A 14,721-nucleotide genomic window follows, 5' to 3' on the forward strand; every position below is an offset into this window, starting at 1 on the left:
ATGAAAAAAATGATTTTAATAGGATTAGGGGTTTTCCTTTTAGGAGGATGTGGGACAAACGAACTTGGACTTGATGGAAAAAAGACTCATGAAGCCGTTTCAAAGAAAGCACTGGAACAAAAAGTAATTAAGGATGGGAATTATTCTGCAGAAGATATTCAGCTAGTAAAAGCTTGTGAAGCTATCGAAAATGGAAAATCAGAATTTAAGGGCGATTATATTGTTTCCTGGAAAACGAAGGATGATAAATATAATAGAGATTTTATTATGAAAGATTATAAAATCTCCTATGGAACAAATAATTATAAATCTAACTCCGATCAATGTGTTAATTACTAGAGGAGGTGAAGGATGTGAAACATCCATTTTTCCTTTCCTTCTTTTTCTTACTTCTGCTCATATTTCAATCGAGTGTGGTTTTTGCAGAAGAAACGGAAAGAAAGGCGAAAGAACGAGATGAATCTGCGTATGAGTTAATGTCATACGCGGATGATGGCTGGTGGGATGTCGCAGCGAAAACAGGTTCGGCGACTGCAACTGCGGTGAAAAACTTTTTTTGGATGATCAATATTGTACTTTCACAAATCACGATGATGGTCGTTTATCAACTCTTTTCGCTCGATGTAGTGGACATGACAAAGGATGCCGTCCATGAAATAACAGCTGGAACTGCCGGCACCCTTACATTTAATTTTGGCTTGTTTGCACTGTCTGTAGCTTCCATTGGAATCGTTGTAAGATCCTATATTCAACAAAACTGGCAGGCGTTCTTTAAACTATTAACTCTAATTCTACTAAGCCTTACTCTCCTATTTTCCATTCAATCTAAGAAGTTCAATTATATCGACCTTGCACATGGTCTTTCTACATCACTAGAAAATGCTGTAATGAGTGTCAATCCAACTCTTAATGATGATGATGCTTTTCAGTTTAATAGCTTTGATAAGAACACAGCAAAAAATGTTTCTATTGGCATTGAGAATAAAGTATTTGATGCGTTAATCTATAAACCTTACCTACTACTACAGTATGGGACTACACAGGAAAAGAAGATACTGGCCGAAGATACTAATCGAATCAGTGACTACTTAAAAGCAGACCCAAGAATTGAGGAAGGGGTAAAACAACGAGAAGAAATTGCTCAGAAAGAATATGATCAATACGATAACAAAAATATCTTTGCGGGTAATGGATGGAAGCAAGCCGGTTACATTCTCGTTATGATACTTTCAACGGTTATACAAGGTGTCGTGTTTTTCTTTATCGCATTAATTCGTGTGATGCTGCAGTTCGCTTTTATCATGATGCTGCTTTTAGCACCCATCATGATTTTTATCAGTCTGTTTCCAAGTTTTGAAGCACTGGTTGGCAGATACCTGAAAGGGACAACCATTCTCATTCTTTTTAAGTCAGTGACGATGTTCTTTGTACTAGTGGCGACTAGTTTTATTTCATTGGGGTATGAGATGACAAACATGTCGGATGACATTTATTACAGAATCTTTATTCAAATCATGTTTTGTGTGGCAATCGTCTTCATGTACTCCAAGCGTCAGTTTGCTCTTAGTATGTTAGAGGGTGCTACACCAAATCTTCATCAAATGGGGGCATCTACTTTAAATCGTAAATCTATTAGTAAAGCAAAACGAGGTATGCAAGGTGCTGTTTCACAACTTCGTCAACCTATAAGAAGATTCTCAGCAATAAAAAATACAAATACCAATGATCAAGACAGCTCTTCAAGCAGACATTCAGGAAACGTTCATCCTATTCGTCCCAATGGAAAGACTAGTAGTTCCCATTCAAGAAGCTTTAAATATCCCAACCAACCCAAACAAGACACCGCTGTTGCCATGGAACAATCATCTTCCCATTCTTCATTCTTACCATCCCAATACCGGAAACCGAAGAAATTAAAACATCAATCATTCAATAAGGATGAACAGAATTTCTTAATGAAAAATAAGAAAACTTCACCATCCAATCAAATCACTAACCCTGACAAGAACGAGCAATTAAATGCACGTAAACAAAAAATAGAATCGATGACCTCTCCTAAACGGACTCAATCTTCAGCAAGAAACCCGTACCAAATAAAAGATAAGACTTTCGAAAATCAATTGGAGCAGACCCATGGAAAGTTAAATCGAACACCCCGACTTCGTTCGTCTAGCAAGGATTAGGAGGGATGCCAGTTGATAAGACAAGCTGTAGAAGTAAAAGTGAAGACAGCCATATGGGTATTGGTACTGAAATATCTGCTACCTATCATTCTATTTATTGGACTGCTTTTCGGAAGTGCCTTTATGGTATTAATGATGGCTGATCAATTATTTGGTGGTAAAAACAATACGTTAGAAGAAGGAACGGCTAATGTCAGTCAAAATGTCCTTAAACATAAAGCAACGGTAGAGAAATACGCAAAAGAATACGAAGTGAGCGAATATGTCAGTGTTCTACTTGCTATTATGATGCAAGAGTCGGGAGGAAAAGGTGACGATCCAATGCAAGCGAGTGAAAGCTTATGTGGAAGTGTTGGGTGTATTAAAGATACTGAAAAATCTATTGAGCAAGGTGTAAAGTACTTTTCTGCAATGCTTAAGGAAGCAGAGGGTGATTTGAAAACGACCATTCAAAGCTATAATTTTGGTAGTGGCTTCATCGACTATGTGAACCAAAATGGAGGGCAGTATACAAAAGAGCTAGCGATTGCATTTTCACAACAACAATATCAAAAGTTAGCACACACTGGACTTTATAGCTGCGTACGCCCTGAATCTTTAGCGGAGCAAGCTTGCTATGGAGATATTGGCTATGTGGATGCCGTTTTGCAGTACTATGATTACACTCTTCCTGCTTCAGGAAAGGGGGATTGGTCGTCTCCTATAAAAGGTTTGAAGAACGTAACCAGTGGATTCGGATGGAGAACTTGGTCTGATGGTAGCAAAGAGAATCATAAAGGTATCGACTTTGGTTGTATCAATCATGTAACACCTATTCATGCAGCAAGTGAAGGAAAAGTCGTTTATTCTGGTTTTCATAAAAATAAAAACGGAGCTGCAGGTTATGGGAATTTAGTTATATTGAAACATGGAGATAACTTATATTCCGGTTATGCTCACTTATCGGAGGCGAATGTTAGAAAAGGTGAATCGATCAAAAGCGGTCAGAATATTGGAGTTTGCGGTAGCACAGGAAATTCAACAGGTCCCCATCTCCATTTTGAAATTAAAGAATCCAAATGGAGTAATCACCTAAATCCACATACTCTACTGGGTTTATAGGGAGGAGGAAAATTTGAAACAGGAATTCATAGTAAAGACAGGTTTATTAGGTTTCACGATTATATTAATTCTACTTATCTGGTTCGGCTTTCGAACAATCGATCAGCAAGCTGTCCAAATTAATAGACTTACAAAAGAAGTTGAACGAAAAGAAGATCAAATACAATTTTTAAAAACCAATACTAGAATGAACGAAAAAGAAGTCAACGAAACTGAAAATGCAAAGATTGAAGAGAGCATTAATGTTTTTATACAGTCCATGTTTCATGTGAAAGATGATCAACTTGAACAAAGATGTGAAAAAGCAAAAACAGTATTAACACAAGAACTGTTCAACAAGTACTTTTCTACTGAAGAAGGGGAAAAGCTTCTCTATGAACATGAAGTCAATGATTCAAGGGTTTACATCAAAAATGAAGGTGAGAACAGTAGTGCTGTCGTTACATTTGAGGAGACTATAACATCTTTAGCTAATAATCAAAAAGAAAACTCTCGTATTACTTTGGAAGTCTTTTTACAAAAGGAAGGAGAGAAGTGGTTAGTCAATGGATTTGAACAATTAGATGCTGAACCATTATAAAAATGAAAGATGTCTTGCTAAAAAGGACATCTTTTTTCTTATATTTATTCAATGGGCCAGATATTAGAATAAGGGTTAGTTGAAAAGCAGGATGTTAAATGAATAATGTAGAATGTTCACCTAAAGCATAAGGGATGAATAAAGTTCCTTTTATGGCAGGGAGTAAATAATATTTTTACATTTTTTAGTCCTCCACTCAAGAATAACTCTTTTATGGGATAGTTTGTGTTAATTACCAATAGAAACAGTCAAATTTAGAAAGGATAAGAGGAAAAATGATAGGGGTGATTATTTAATTATGTTCTTTAACATTTTTGTTGCCTTCCTAGTTCCCTGGTCTATAATATTAATGTTTCACAAAAAAATGAATAAAGCACTTCTATTAACGATAGCTCCATTCGGAAGTGTATTAGCCTTTTTTGTTGATGAACTCGGTTTTTATTTTGGTTTTTGGAACGTAAAACCATTTGATGATGATACCATTGCTGAGCTGCCATTCAATTTAGGTTTATACAGTATCTTGGCATTCTTACTTATATTATTAATACGAAAATACAAAAAAGCTTTATTCACTATATTAGTTTTTTCTTTAGTAACAACAGGACTAGAGTTCATTTATCTAATAATTGGAAGGGTTGAATACAGTAACAATTGGAATATAGGTTGGACTTTTCTTTCATATCTTGCACCTTATTTTTTATTGTATTTTTACTATAAAGCTTTAGTAAAAAACAACGTTTTAAATTAGATTGCACTAACTTTGTGAATTCTTCAAAAAGGAGAAGTATACTATTTTATTGAACAAAAGGCGAGGTTTATTGAATCAGATCTAAAATAAAATTAAGCAAAAGGAGAATAGAGTGGTTATACAATCAAATATGTCCCCCCGAGCAATAGTTGAAGTTTGGGAAATGACGGCAGAAATTTTCAATAAATATCGTATCCCAATTATAAATCAATCCTTAGAAACATTAGTGGAAGAACAACATCTATCTATACTTCTTGAAAAATTAAATACTGCTGTTGGGAGCTCTACTGCAACTTGTATAGAGGGTGGCTGACAAATACCAATTAAAATGGGGTAGGTTACTCCTTATCAAAGATCTTCTTTTCAACTAACTGGTGCGATTGTTGAAGGTCAATAGCAAGAATTAAATTATTAGATGTACTTTTTAACCGAAAAATAAAAAGTATTTTCTCTTTCCTCTTTGTTCTCTTAAGTGTAATCGTTCGCTCATGAGATCAGTAAAGGGATGCTTCGCTATCTCTCCGCAAACTTTGTGAACTTTTTTGATAACACTCCAAAAAACTTGCACAAACTTCAAGTCCCTTGACAGCTCTTATCGCAAAGATTAGTTGGCCTTCAAACAAAGAAGGGAGCTGTTGAAGCATGGAAAAACTGTATGAAATTCTTCAAATCAAGCAAGTTATCGCAGAGGTGAGAGAAGGAGAGAGTCACATGATTCGTTCACCAATCGATGGAGCAAAGATTGCAGCTGCATTCATAGGAGATGAAGACAGGGAAGTATTTCTCGTGATGTGTCTCAATACGAAAAATAGAGTTGTAGCCGTCCACCGATGTCATGTAGGAGCTCTTAATTCAAGTATTGTTCACCCAAGAGAGGTATTCAAGGCGGCGATCTTAAACAACTCAGCTTCGATTATCGTCTCGCACCAGCATCCAAGTGGAGATATCACACCATCCGGAGAAGACATTGCAGTATCGAAGCGATTAGCAGAAGCCGGCAAGATGCTTGGCATTGATGTATTAGATCATCTGATAGTAAATGCCGATGCAGACTATACAAGCTTAAAAGAAAAAGGCTGCATGTAAAGCATAGAAGGAGGAGATGAAAATCTCTTCCTTTATTTCTTATTTTCTCAGAAATGGAATGTCCAAGTACCTTAAAGGAGAGAAAACGCTCCCCTTATCTTTACTGTGATTCACAATCGGAAATGCTTTGAAGCGCACAATAATGTGCTGACACAATAAAAGCAATACCAGCACAATTTAAGTTTTATTTTATACGTATGATGTTTACTAAATGGTGGTCTTTACCTTTACGATCCCATCAAAAAAGAGCATCGTATTAGATGCTCTTTTGAATTCTTTGCTATTTATTTACGAAAACGAGTTTTGAAAAAAAAATTATTGAGGCATTTGAGGAGTTTGTTCTTGCTTCTTCTCTAAGATCCCTTTTAGCTCTTTGTCATTAACCTTTACATTTGCATCTTTGCGAAGCTTCTCTACGATTTCAGTAATTGGTTTTGCTTTTTCTTGTTTTATTTGTTCTTCTATTTCTTTTTCTTTATCATTAAAAGTATTCTCTCGTTTATCAGTCACTTTAATGATGTGATAGCCATAATTAGATTTAATCGGATCGCTTACTTTATTTTTTTCTATTGTAAAAGCAACTTTATCAAATTCAGGTACCATGGCTCCTTTACCAAAAAAGCCAAGATCCCCACCTTTCATTTTTGATCCAGGATCTTTTGAATACTCTTCTGCTAGCTTTGCGAAATCTCCACCATTATTGAGTTTTTCTTTTACTTCTTGTGCTGTTTTTTCATCGTCAACAAGGATGTGACTAGCCTTAACCTCAGTTTTGAATTTTTCTTCAAATGCTTTCTTCATTTCTTCTGCTGAAACTTTCACGCCATCTGTTGTGGCTTTTTGGCTGACGAGCATAGTTTTTATACGATCTTCAAGTGCTTTTTCATCAGTAATTCCGTTCTGTTCAAGAAGCTTTTTGAACGCATCTTCCCCGCCAGATTCTTTCTTGATCTTTTCTATTTCTTTTTTTATTTCTTTGTCAGTTACCTTATACTTTTTTTCAAGTACCATCTGGTCAACCATTTGGCTAAGAACTTGTTCTCCGTATCGAGCTTTTAATTTAGCGTAAAGATCTTCATTCGTGATTTCTCCCACGTTCGACTCTACAATAGCTTCTGAATCTGAAGCTTCTCCAGAACTACAAGCTGACAATGCAAGGAGTCCTGTCATTAATCCTAACGAAAGCATCCATCTTTTCAATTATAAACCCTCCAAGGTCATTTTTTCTTAGTGTTTGTAGATATACCATAATCATTTTGGGATTCTAAACTGGGAATATGAGAGAAATTACAAAGTTTTTAAAGAGGGTTTTAAATTATCTTATTCAATCAAAAAGGCAATATACGCACACATAGAGAAGCCAGAGCTTACAATGAGTATTAACCAAAATACGGTGTATACAGTACTTTATCATTTATTCGAATTTAGGTTATCCATTTCATGTTTCCTTAACATAGCTTATTAGACCGGGACATTTATCGGTAATCGATTAATTAATAACATATAAAAACATTACACAAGTTGACTAAATTTCACGAATGTACTATGTTTATGAAAATAATGTTTCTATTAGAAAGGACTGTTTATTCTGTTTGCATATTCACATAAAGTGATGGCTTTTCATATAAAGACACATGTTAAAGAAAATGTTCAGTATGACTTAAACAAATCAACATTCTATTGGGCTAATATGAAACCAGATTTTGTTCCTGAACTTGCCAAACGAAAACATTATATAGAAGAGAGTTTTGATTTTGTCGTAGATAAAGTTGTTGCTCTTATTAATACACCAGCAATCCATTTATTAGATAAACAAAAACAAAAAAGAATTGAAATTGAAATGGGTGTCATTTGCCATTTTGTTACTGACTTTTTTTGCGTTCCACATAATCAAAGGTGGGAATTTAAAGATTACATGATACCTCACGTGAAGTATGAAGCAACATTAGATAATAAGGTAAAGACTTTGAATTTGGTAAATCGACTGACCTTGCCTGCGGTAAAGGATTACTCTAAAGAAAGCGTATCTTTTTTTCTGAAAGAATTGTTAGCAGAGTATGAATTGGAGAGCGATTACATGAGAGATGTAGTGTATTCAGTTAATGTTTGCAGTGCTTTATGCACTTTCATTCTGGAAAAAATTTATTCTAACACGGTCAGTAAAACAGCTTAATGACCGATATCTATCTAAAGAGATTTCAGAAAAAAATATATTTCTCCTAAAGGGGAGTAGCTTTTACAGTATAGTCGTCAATTCGGAGTTTACTCTCGGCTGTATTGGCAACACGCTGTTGTTAGCAAGACCTTTACCTGTTGGTAGAGGTCTTTTTTGAATTCTAAGACCTATGCCGCAAAATAGCATAGGTCTTTTTTCTTTCACTAGGCTGTTGCTAATGTTTTGTCACTATTGAAACTGGAAATTTATCTTTTAATATGGAGGGACCTATATGTTAATTAGAAAGTACACAGCATTAATTGGAATTGGTTCAGCGAAAATTGACTTATTGTTAGAGAAGGACACTTATTATCCTGGTGAGATTGTAGTCGGGCACTTCAATATAAACGGAGGGATTATCGAACAAGGAATTAGAAGAGTAGATTGCGATCTTATTTATCAAAATATAAATAAGCAGACGGAGCAAGTAATTAAGTCTTTCACTATTCATACTTCTACAATCATAAACGCAGACGAAGAAACTAGGATTCCATTTACCTTCGAACTGCCTTCATCACTTGTAGCGTCTCGACAAGAAGAGTCTTATTACTTTAAAACAAAATTAATTTTTAACGAAGGATTAAAGAGTGATGATGAAGATGTTATTAAAATAGTGTTCAAATCTTAAACTTTTTATATACGGCGTAAACAACAAGGTCATGCCTCTAAGTAGGCATGACCTTTCTATATCTACACAAAAATGGGGTTGGGATAAGTTCTATTTATCATATGTTCTTATAATAATGATATCAAACATGTAAAAGTTTTTTAACACGTTAAAAATTTATGAAGCAAACCGAAAAACAGCTTTAATACTCCGATGTAATAATAGGGGTGCCGATCGTTACGGTTGTATCATTATTATTACCGTTTGAAGTTCGATAAGAAATGTGTAGATTCATAAATTTTTGATTTCCTAATGGAATTTTTGATTTCCAAATCTTATTATAAGCAGATACTGATATGAAGTTTTTTTCATACAAACCCTCTACTGTATTTGCAGAGAACCGATTTAATAACTTTGTTGCTTCCGTTTTTAGTGGTTCCTTAAGCTTTTTAACACCTTCAACGGCGTAAAATACAGAAAAGCGATTCATTTCCGACTCGTATTCCTTTGAAATGCGATTCCATTCATTTCTGTTCCAGCCTTTACCAAGTACAGCGTATGTGACACTCAAATTATATCTATTATTTTCTACAGGATAAAAGATAATCAATATTCTCTCACTGACATTCCCTGTAAAATTTTTCCTCATCCCTATCATTTTATAGTGCTTTCCTTGTGAAGGTTCGATCGACCATGTAAATCCTTTTTGTTCAGTTTTAATTTGCTCTATTTTTTTATTAATTTCAATTTTGCTTTTCGTTTGAACAATAGGTTTCTTTATTAACATAGACCAATTTTTTATTTCTATTTCCTGTTTTTTTACCCCTTCTATTATATCCAACAATTGATTTTCCTTAAAGAAACTAAAAGCATTTTTCTCATTCAATAAAAAAATACCAAATAAAAATACAATTAAAAATAAATTCCTTCTCTTCTTGTTTAACATCGTATTCACCCCATAATTAAAGGATTACCAGCTAGAGATGAAATTATACAAGTTTACTAGATTCACTAACATTAAAATCATTCCATATTTTTGTGCGAAATATTTAGGATTTAACAAAGGGATCGACTTCTTCTTCCATTTGTTATTAGAAGGTCATAAACGAGAAGAAGAAAATCGAAGTAAAAAACAATGATTATATATGTTTATTTAAAAGTGTGCAGGAATGATCTTATAGATTGCTGAAATTATAAACAAAATAATAAGTGAATTTTATTTACTACTTTGTGAAAAGTGGCGAGACAACTCACTGCTTTTTTTATTTGTTTATATATGTATATATTGTGAACCGTCTATACGAGGGGCTTTTCTTTTATTACAATAACGTTGAAGCTAAACCGCTAACTGTTTAGGAGTGAGAAACTGTGAACATAAATAGAATAGTACCTTATCTGCTCGTTTTATGCCTTTTATTAGCTACGGCATGTTCAAAAGATGAGCCTAAGAAGAGCAATGCTGAACATAGCAATCATAAATCTGAATCAAGCAGTCAAAAGTCAGATCATGGGGTCTCAGATATTAGAGAAGAAACAAAGAACATGGAGACGCTTCCCTCTTTTTTATCTGAAAAACCAGAAAACATGCAGATTATCTATAAAGCTGCTGCTATGCATAAAGAGTTATTAGAGAAGATGCCCTGTTATTGTGGCTGTGGTGAAGAAGCGGGTCATAAGAATAACTACGATTGTTTTATAAATGAAAATAAATCAGATGGTTCTCTGGTATGGGATGATCATGGGACAAAGTGCGGAGTATGTTTAGAAATTGCCGCAAAATCCGTACTTGATTACAGCAAAGGCAAATCCATAAAAGAAATTCGAGAAAAAATTGACTCAACGTATGAAAAGGGATATGCAAAACCAACACCCACTCCAGAAATTTAAAGAAACAGGTGATTTTATATGAAAAAATTTGTGTTAATGCTTTGCTTACTTACGTTTATGGTACCAACTCTCACAAGTGCTCATACAGGACTAAAATCATCAAGTCCTGCAGATGGCGATATAGTGAAAGAGGAACTAAAAGAGATAACCCTTCAATTCGAAACAAAGGTTGAGAACTTAAGTACGATGAAGGTCGTTAAGGATGATGGGGAAGAGATTGAACTTGATTCCGTTAAGATCAAAGAAAAGTCAATGAGTGGCATGTTGCCTCGTTCATTAGAAAATGGCTCATACAAGATCCAGTGGAAGATAATCGGAACGGACGGTCATCCTATTGACGGAGAAATCCCGTTCAACGTTCAAGTCGAACAAAAAGAAAAAGTAGATTCACCAGTGGAAAACGAAACAGAAACGGATTCTGATAAACAAAAAGATGAAGAAAAAGGGTTAACCAAAGAGAATACAAAAAAGGATGAGGGTCTTAGTCCGATATTCTTTATCATCATCGGCTTTGTGATTGGCACTATCGTCTTTTTCTTCAGAATCAAGAAGATGAAGTCATGACCGGTTTCATTCCGTTCGCTGAATTCTTAAACTATGTTTTCTTTTCGTTACTCGTTGGACATGTGATTTTACAGTACGTTCCAGAATCCAAACAGCCGAAGATCATAACTTCTAGAACACTATTGCTAATCATGCCACTAGGGGTTTTACTCTTTTCCTTCGGCCCGGTACTTTATGTCATCAATTATTTTGCAGAGGATTTTGGTTTTAGACATACCACTTACTTGGTTCTCACACAATTCAACGTTGGAAAAGGCTGGATTATCACAGCGATTGTTTCTGTAATGCTATGGGTGACCTTATTCTTAAAAGGTTCCAAACACTTGCAAGCATTTTGGCTGCTCCTATTGATAGGTTCTGTAGGATATGCGAGCCATGTTGCCTCACTATCTTTTTGGTCAGGCTTTTTCCTTCATACGGTACATTTCTTAAGTGTATGCGTTTGGGTAGGGATTCTACTTCAAGTAGCTTGGTTTTCAAAGGAAGCAAAAAACTGGGCGAAGTTCTTAAGATGGTTTAATCCGGTAGCCATAGGATGTGTGGTTATCCTTTTTATGAGTGGCATCTTTATCATGTTTAAAGTCGTGGAACCAAGCGAATATCTTAACTCCTGGGCTATTCCATATGGTCAGATGTTACTGCTTAAACATATCAGCATAATCCCCGTTCTCGTGTTTGCTGTCATCAACGGGATACTGGCTAAAAAAACAAAGGCTGATTGGTCCTTTCAACCCCTTTCTTGGATGAGGATCGAAAGCCTTATATTATTGATCGTATTTTTCTTTACAAGTAGACTAGGAACCTTGTCACCGCCTCATGAATCGGTGGAGACCGCTCCATGGATGCTGCACTTCCTTGGAAGTAAAATACCGTCTTCTTTCCAAATTCAATTAGAACCAACCATGTTAGGTGTTATTTTAGGTTTACTTTCTGTATTGTTCTTGCTATTGATATTAATCAGCTTTAGAAAAAATGCGAAACCAGTTTTAGCCTTGTCCTTTGGTCTAGCTTTTATCGTGACTTTATATTTTGGTTTTATGTTTAATATAACTTTGTAGTGTTTTCCTTCGGCTGAAAAGCCGGAGGATGTTTTTATTTATGTGTATTAATTTTTATTTCTTCACACTTTATACAAATTTAACTGCTATATTTTCAATAAGGGTTTGAAATAAATGAGCAATATGTATAAGGTAATATTTTATTTAGGAGTGATCGAAGTTTGGCCACATTAGTTTTAAAGAAAAAAAATATGATAACGAAGGGTTAAAAATGAAAAAAAATCGATTTATTTACAGGAGTCTGATTCTAGGTGTTTTTGTACTAGTAATTGGATACACGCTCTATATAAACCTTTTTAAGGAAAAAAATTCTCTCGTTCAGGTTGGAGATCAAGCGCCTAATTTTGTATTGAAAGACTTGAACGGAAAATCTGTGAAATTATCTGATTATCGTGGCAAAGGAGTTTTCTTGAATTTTTGGGGTACTTGGTGTAAACCTTGTGAGCGGGAGATGCCTTATATGGAACGACAATATCAAAAATATAAAGATCAGGGGGTTGAGATTCTAGCCGTTAACATAGCTGAGTCTAACGTGTCAGTCAAGAACTTCGTAGATAGATACCACTTGTCTTTCCCAATTCCTATGGATAAAGATAGAGAAGTAACTAAAGCTTTTGGGATTGGACCGATACCCACAACGGTTTTGATTGATAAGAACGGAAAAATTGTAAAAAAGACTACCGCTAGCTTAAGTGAAAAAGACATCATTTCCTTTATGAATCAAATCGTACCTAAAGAGAAGAAATAAGTGCATTTTACTAGCTAAATGAATAAGAGAAGAAATTAAAAAAAGCCTCCCACTAAATTTTCGTGGGAGGCTTCTTTTGCATAAGTTGTTCTAGGGATGGCTATAAGATAACATTCATCTTCCATCTTTAATAGAAAGATGTAATTCTTTTTAAAAACGTTAATAAAGTGTGGCGGTTCAATGTTTATTTTGTGAAGACTTTCCGTTGCTGCAAGTTTGGATGCAAAAGTTTCATGTTTGAAGACCTTATCCTTATCATTAATAAGGTTAAATTATATCAATTTGAGCACCGTATAGAATGTGTAAGTTTATTAAAAGTTAATAAGGAATAGTTAATAAATAAACCATTACTAATTGAAGTGGAGGTAAATGATATGTCAGAAATACGTAAAATGCCTCGAGAGGAAGGAATAGATCATTCATTAAGTTTCATTAGAGAGGGTTATAGATACATTTTAAATAGACGTCAAGGCTTTAATTCTAATGTTTTTGAGACACGATTACTTGGAAAAAAAGCAATATGCATGGTCGGGATGGAAGCTACTGAAATTTTTTATGACCCTGAGAAATTCAAAAGGAAAAGTGCAGCACCAAATCGAGCAGTTCAAACATTGTTTGGGAAAAATGGTGTTCAGGCATTGGATGGACAAGATCACAAACATCGGAAAGAAATGTTTATGTCCATTATGACTACCCAAGGAATCCGAAAACTAACAAACATTACAAAAATTCAATGGATGACAGCTCTAAATAAATGGGAACGGAAAGACAAAATTACCCTCTATGAAGAAGTGAAGGAAATTATGTGCAGAACGGCGTGTCAATGGGCGGGAGTTCCTATAGAAGATGCTGATGTTAAAAAAATGACAAAAGACTTAGCAGCGATGTTCGAGACTCCAGCCGCAATTGGCCTTAATCATTGGCTTGGTAGACATGCACGTAATAACGTGGAGAAGTGGATTGTCGAGTTAATTAATAAGGTGCGTAATGGGAAAATAAATCCTCCAGAAGATACTGCTTTACATGTATTTACCTGGCATAAAGATCTAGAAGGAAAGCTTCTGGATATCAACACCGCTGCTGTTGAAGTAATCAATATCTTGAGACCAATTGTCGCGAACGCTATATTTATCAATTTCATAGCGCTCGCATTGCATCATTATCCGGAAGAAAGGAAAAAACTTCAATCCTGCTATAAAAAATATTTTCATATGTTTATACAGGAAGTGCGCCGATTCTTTCCATTTTTTCCTTGTGTTGCGGCACTGGTGAAAACAGATTTTGTCTGGAAGGGCTATGAGTTTAAAAAAGATACCTTAACATTACTTGATCTTTATGGTACCAATCATGATCCAGAAGTATGGGAAAGCCCTGATTTATTCAATCCGATGCGCTTTGCCAGATGGGAAGGAAGCCCTTTTAGCTTCATTCCACAAGGTGGTGGTGATCAATTTATGGGTCATCGCTGTGCTGGAGAATGGGTCACAATTGAAGTTATGAAAGTAAGTCTTGATTATCTGGTTAATCAAATGAAATATGAAGTTCCAGATCAGGATTTAAGTTACAGCTTGGTGAGCATGCCGAGTATTCCAAAAAGCAAAGTAGTAATAAAAAATGTTAAACCAAAGCTGACTACTGACTCTTGAATGGGGTTTTAATGTAACCTAATTAATTTATTGGATAATGCCTGTTTTTGCTAATAAGTTAAAAACGGGCTTTCTTATGTGGGAATCAATCCGTTCTAAACCATTTATGTGTGTCCAATTAATAAAAAAAACCTTAACCATACTTATTACAAACAACAAAATGAAAATGTTTATGGTGAATTATATCTGAACTACTCAAACAAAAGATGGTGCAACCACGACAAACTACATCAAATTGAGATTAAAGGGTTTCAAAATGCTGGAGTTACTCTTGAATGTTGACACGTCCTCTTCAATT

15 protein-coding genes are annotated in these 14,721 nt (G+C 34.9%); 13 read left to right on the plus strand and 2 right to left on the minus strand.

Going from position 1 to position 14,721, the window contains the following annotated elements; translation table 11 throughout:
- The 6 genes from HU823_RS09915 to HU823_RS09940 all read left to right on the plus strand — a co-directional run bounded on the left by HU823_RS09915 (position 1) and on the right by HU823_RS09940 (position 5,698).
- Entirely contained in the window at positions 1–339 is a 339-nt protein-coding gene (locus HU823_RS09915; RefSeq protein ID WP_197129644.1) for a hypothetical protein, read from the plus strand.
- A gap of 14 nt (positions 340–353) precedes the next feature.
- Positions 354–2,183 carry a CD3337/EF1877 family mobilome membrane protein gene (locus tag HU823_RS09920; RefSeq protein WP_197129647.1) on the plus strand — a complete coding sequence of 610 codons (1,830 nt, stop codon included), beginning with the start codon at positions 354–356 and terminating at the stop codon, positions 2,181–2,183.
- Between the two features lie 12 nt (positions 2,184–2,195).
- On the plus strand, positions 2,196–3,284 hold the full coding sequence (locus HU823_RS09925) for a lysozyme family protein (RefSeq protein ID WP_197129650.1): 1,089 nt from the start codon (positions 2,196–2,198) through the stop codon (positions 3,282–3,284).
- Between the two features lie 13 nt (positions 3,285–3,297).
- Entirely contained in the window at positions 3,298–3,864 is a 567-nt protein-coding gene (locus HU823_RS09930; RefSeq protein ID WP_197129653.1) for a hypothetical protein, read from the plus strand.
- Between the two features lie 298 nt (positions 3,865–4,162).
- Positions 4,163–4,612, plus strand: a complete 450-nt coding sequence (locus HU823_RS09935) for a CBO0543 family protein (RefSeq protein WP_197129657.1) — start codon at positions 4,163–4,165, stop codon at positions 4,610–4,612.
- A gap of 642 nt (positions 4,613–5,254) precedes the next feature.
- Positions 5,255–5,698: a JAB domain-containing protein gene (locus tag HU823_RS09940; protein WP_197129663.1), complete on the plus strand. Its 444-nt coding sequence runs from the start codon at positions 5,255–5,257 to the stop codon at positions 5,696–5,698.
- A 315-nt stretch (positions 5,699–6,013) separates the two neighbouring features.
- On the opposite strand, the gene HU823_RS09945 is transcribed toward HU823_RS09940, so the two are convergent.
- Complete coding sequence (locus tag HU823_RS09945) at positions 6,014–6,898, minus strand: peptidylprolyl isomerase (protein ID WP_197129666.1); 885 nt, start codon at positions 6,896–6,898, stop codon at positions 6,014–6,016.
- 412 nt (positions 6,899–7,310) lie between these two features.
- Between HU823_RS09945 and HU823_RS09950 the strand changes: the two genes are divergently transcribed.
- A complete protein-coding gene (locus tag HU823_RS09950; protein WP_197130015.1) occupies positions 7,311–7,871 on the plus strand; it encodes a zinc dependent phospholipase C family protein in 561 nt (186 codons plus the stop codon).
- Positions 7,872–8,145: 274 nt separating this feature from the next.
- Positions 8,146–8,541: a sporulation protein gene (locus HU823_RS09955; protein ID WP_197129670.1), complete on the plus strand. Its 396-nt coding sequence runs from the start codon at positions 8,146–8,148 to the stop codon at positions 8,539–8,541.
- 181 nt (positions 8,542–8,722) lie between these two features.
- Here HU823_RS09955 and HU823_RS09960 read toward each other — a convergent pair whose 3' ends face one another.
- Complete coding sequence (locus HU823_RS09960; protein ID WP_197129673.1) at positions 8,723–9,466, minus strand: YwmB family TATA-box binding protein; 744 nt, start codon at positions 9,464–9,466, stop codon at positions 8,723–8,725.
- A 422-nt stretch (positions 9,467–9,888) separates the two neighbouring features.
- Here HU823_RS09960 and HU823_RS09965 point away from each other — a divergent pair, with 422 nt between their 5' ends.
- The 5 genes from HU823_RS09965 (at position 9,889) to HU823_RS09985 (ending at position 14,423) form a co-directional block, all read left to right on the plus strand.
- Positions 9,889–10,407 (plus strand): PCYCGC motif-containing (lipo)protein, encoded by a 519-nt coding sequence (locus tag HU823_RS09965; RefSeq protein ID WP_312035280.1) that lies wholly within the window; start codon positions 9,889–9,891, stop codon positions 10,405–10,407.
- 18 nt (positions 10,408–10,425) lie between these two features.
- Positions 10,426–10,971: a copper resistance CopC family protein gene (locus HU823_RS09970; protein WP_197129676.1), complete on the plus strand. Its 546-nt coding sequence runs from the start codon at positions 10,426–10,428 to the stop codon at positions 10,969–10,971.
- A complete protein-coding gene (locus HU823_RS09975) occupies positions 10,968–12,029 on the plus strand; it encodes a copper resistance D family protein (RefSeq protein ID WP_197129680.1) in 1,062 nt (353 codons plus the stop codon). Before HU823_RS09970 ends, HU823_RS09975 begins: the two co-directional genes overlap by 4 nt.
- A gap of 211 nt (positions 12,030–12,240) precedes the next feature.
- Positions 12,241–12,777 (plus strand): thiol-disulfide oxidoreductase ResA, encoded by a 537-nt coding sequence (gene resA, locus HU823_RS09980; protein WP_197129684.1) that lies wholly within the window; start codon positions 12,241–12,243, stop codon positions 12,775–12,777.
- A 374-nt stretch (positions 12,778–13,151) separates the two neighbouring features.
- Positions 13,152–14,423, plus strand: a complete 1,272-nt coding sequence (locus HU823_RS09985) for a cytochrome P450 (RefSeq protein ID WP_197129687.1) — start codon at positions 13,152–13,154, stop codon at positions 14,421–14,423.
- The last annotated feature ends 298 nt before the right edge of the window (positions 14,424–14,721 follow it).

The sequence above is a fragment of the Fictibacillus sp. 18YEL24 genome (genome assembly GCF_015903855.1).
Classification (GTDB): domain Bacteria; phylum Bacillota; class Bacilli; order Bacillales; family Fictibacillaceae; genus Fictibacillus; species Fictibacillus phosphorivorans_C.

Excerpts from the sequence above, each read along its gene's own strand:
- HU823_RS09915 (WP_197129644.1), top strand. The coding sequence starts at position 1 with ATGAAAAAAATGATTTTAATAGGATTAGGGGTTTTCCTTTTAGGAGGA.
- HU823_RS09935 (WP_197129657.1), top strand. The coding sequence starts at position 4,163 with ATGTTCTTTAACATTTTTGTTGCCTTCCTAGTTCCCTGGTCTATAATA.
- HU823_RS09940 (WP_197129663.1), top strand. The coding sequence starts at position 5,255 with ATGGAAAAACTGTATGAAATTCTTCAAATCAAGCAAGTTATCGCAGAG.
- HU823_RS09950 (WP_197130015.1), top strand. The coding sequence starts at position 7,311 with ATGGCTTTTCATATAAAGACACATGTTAAAGAAAATGTTCAGTATGAC.
- HU823_RS09955 (WP_197129670.1), top strand. The coding sequence starts at position 8,146 with ATGTTAATTAGAAAGTACACAGCATTAATTGGAATTGGTTCAGCGAAA.
- HU823_RS09960 (WP_197129673.1), bottom strand. The coding sequence starts at position 9,466 with ATGTTAAACAAGAAGAGAAGGAATTTATTTTTAATTGTATTTTTATTT.
- HU823_RS09970 (WP_197129676.1), top strand. The coding sequence starts at position 10,426 with ATGAAAAAATTTGTGTTAATGCTTTGCTTACTTACGTTTATGGTACCA.
- HU823_RS09975 (WP_197129680.1), top strand. The coding sequence starts at position 10,968 with ATGACCGGTTTCATTCCGTTCGCTGAATTCTTAAACTATGTTTTCTTT.
- resA (WP_197129684.1), top strand. The coding sequence starts at position 12,241 with ATGAAAAAAAATCGATTTATTTACAGGAGTCTGATTCTAGGTGTTTTT.
- HU823_RS09985 (WP_197129687.1), top strand. The coding sequence starts at position 13,152 with ATGTCAGAAATACGTAAAATGCCTCGAGAGGAAGGAATAGATCATTCA.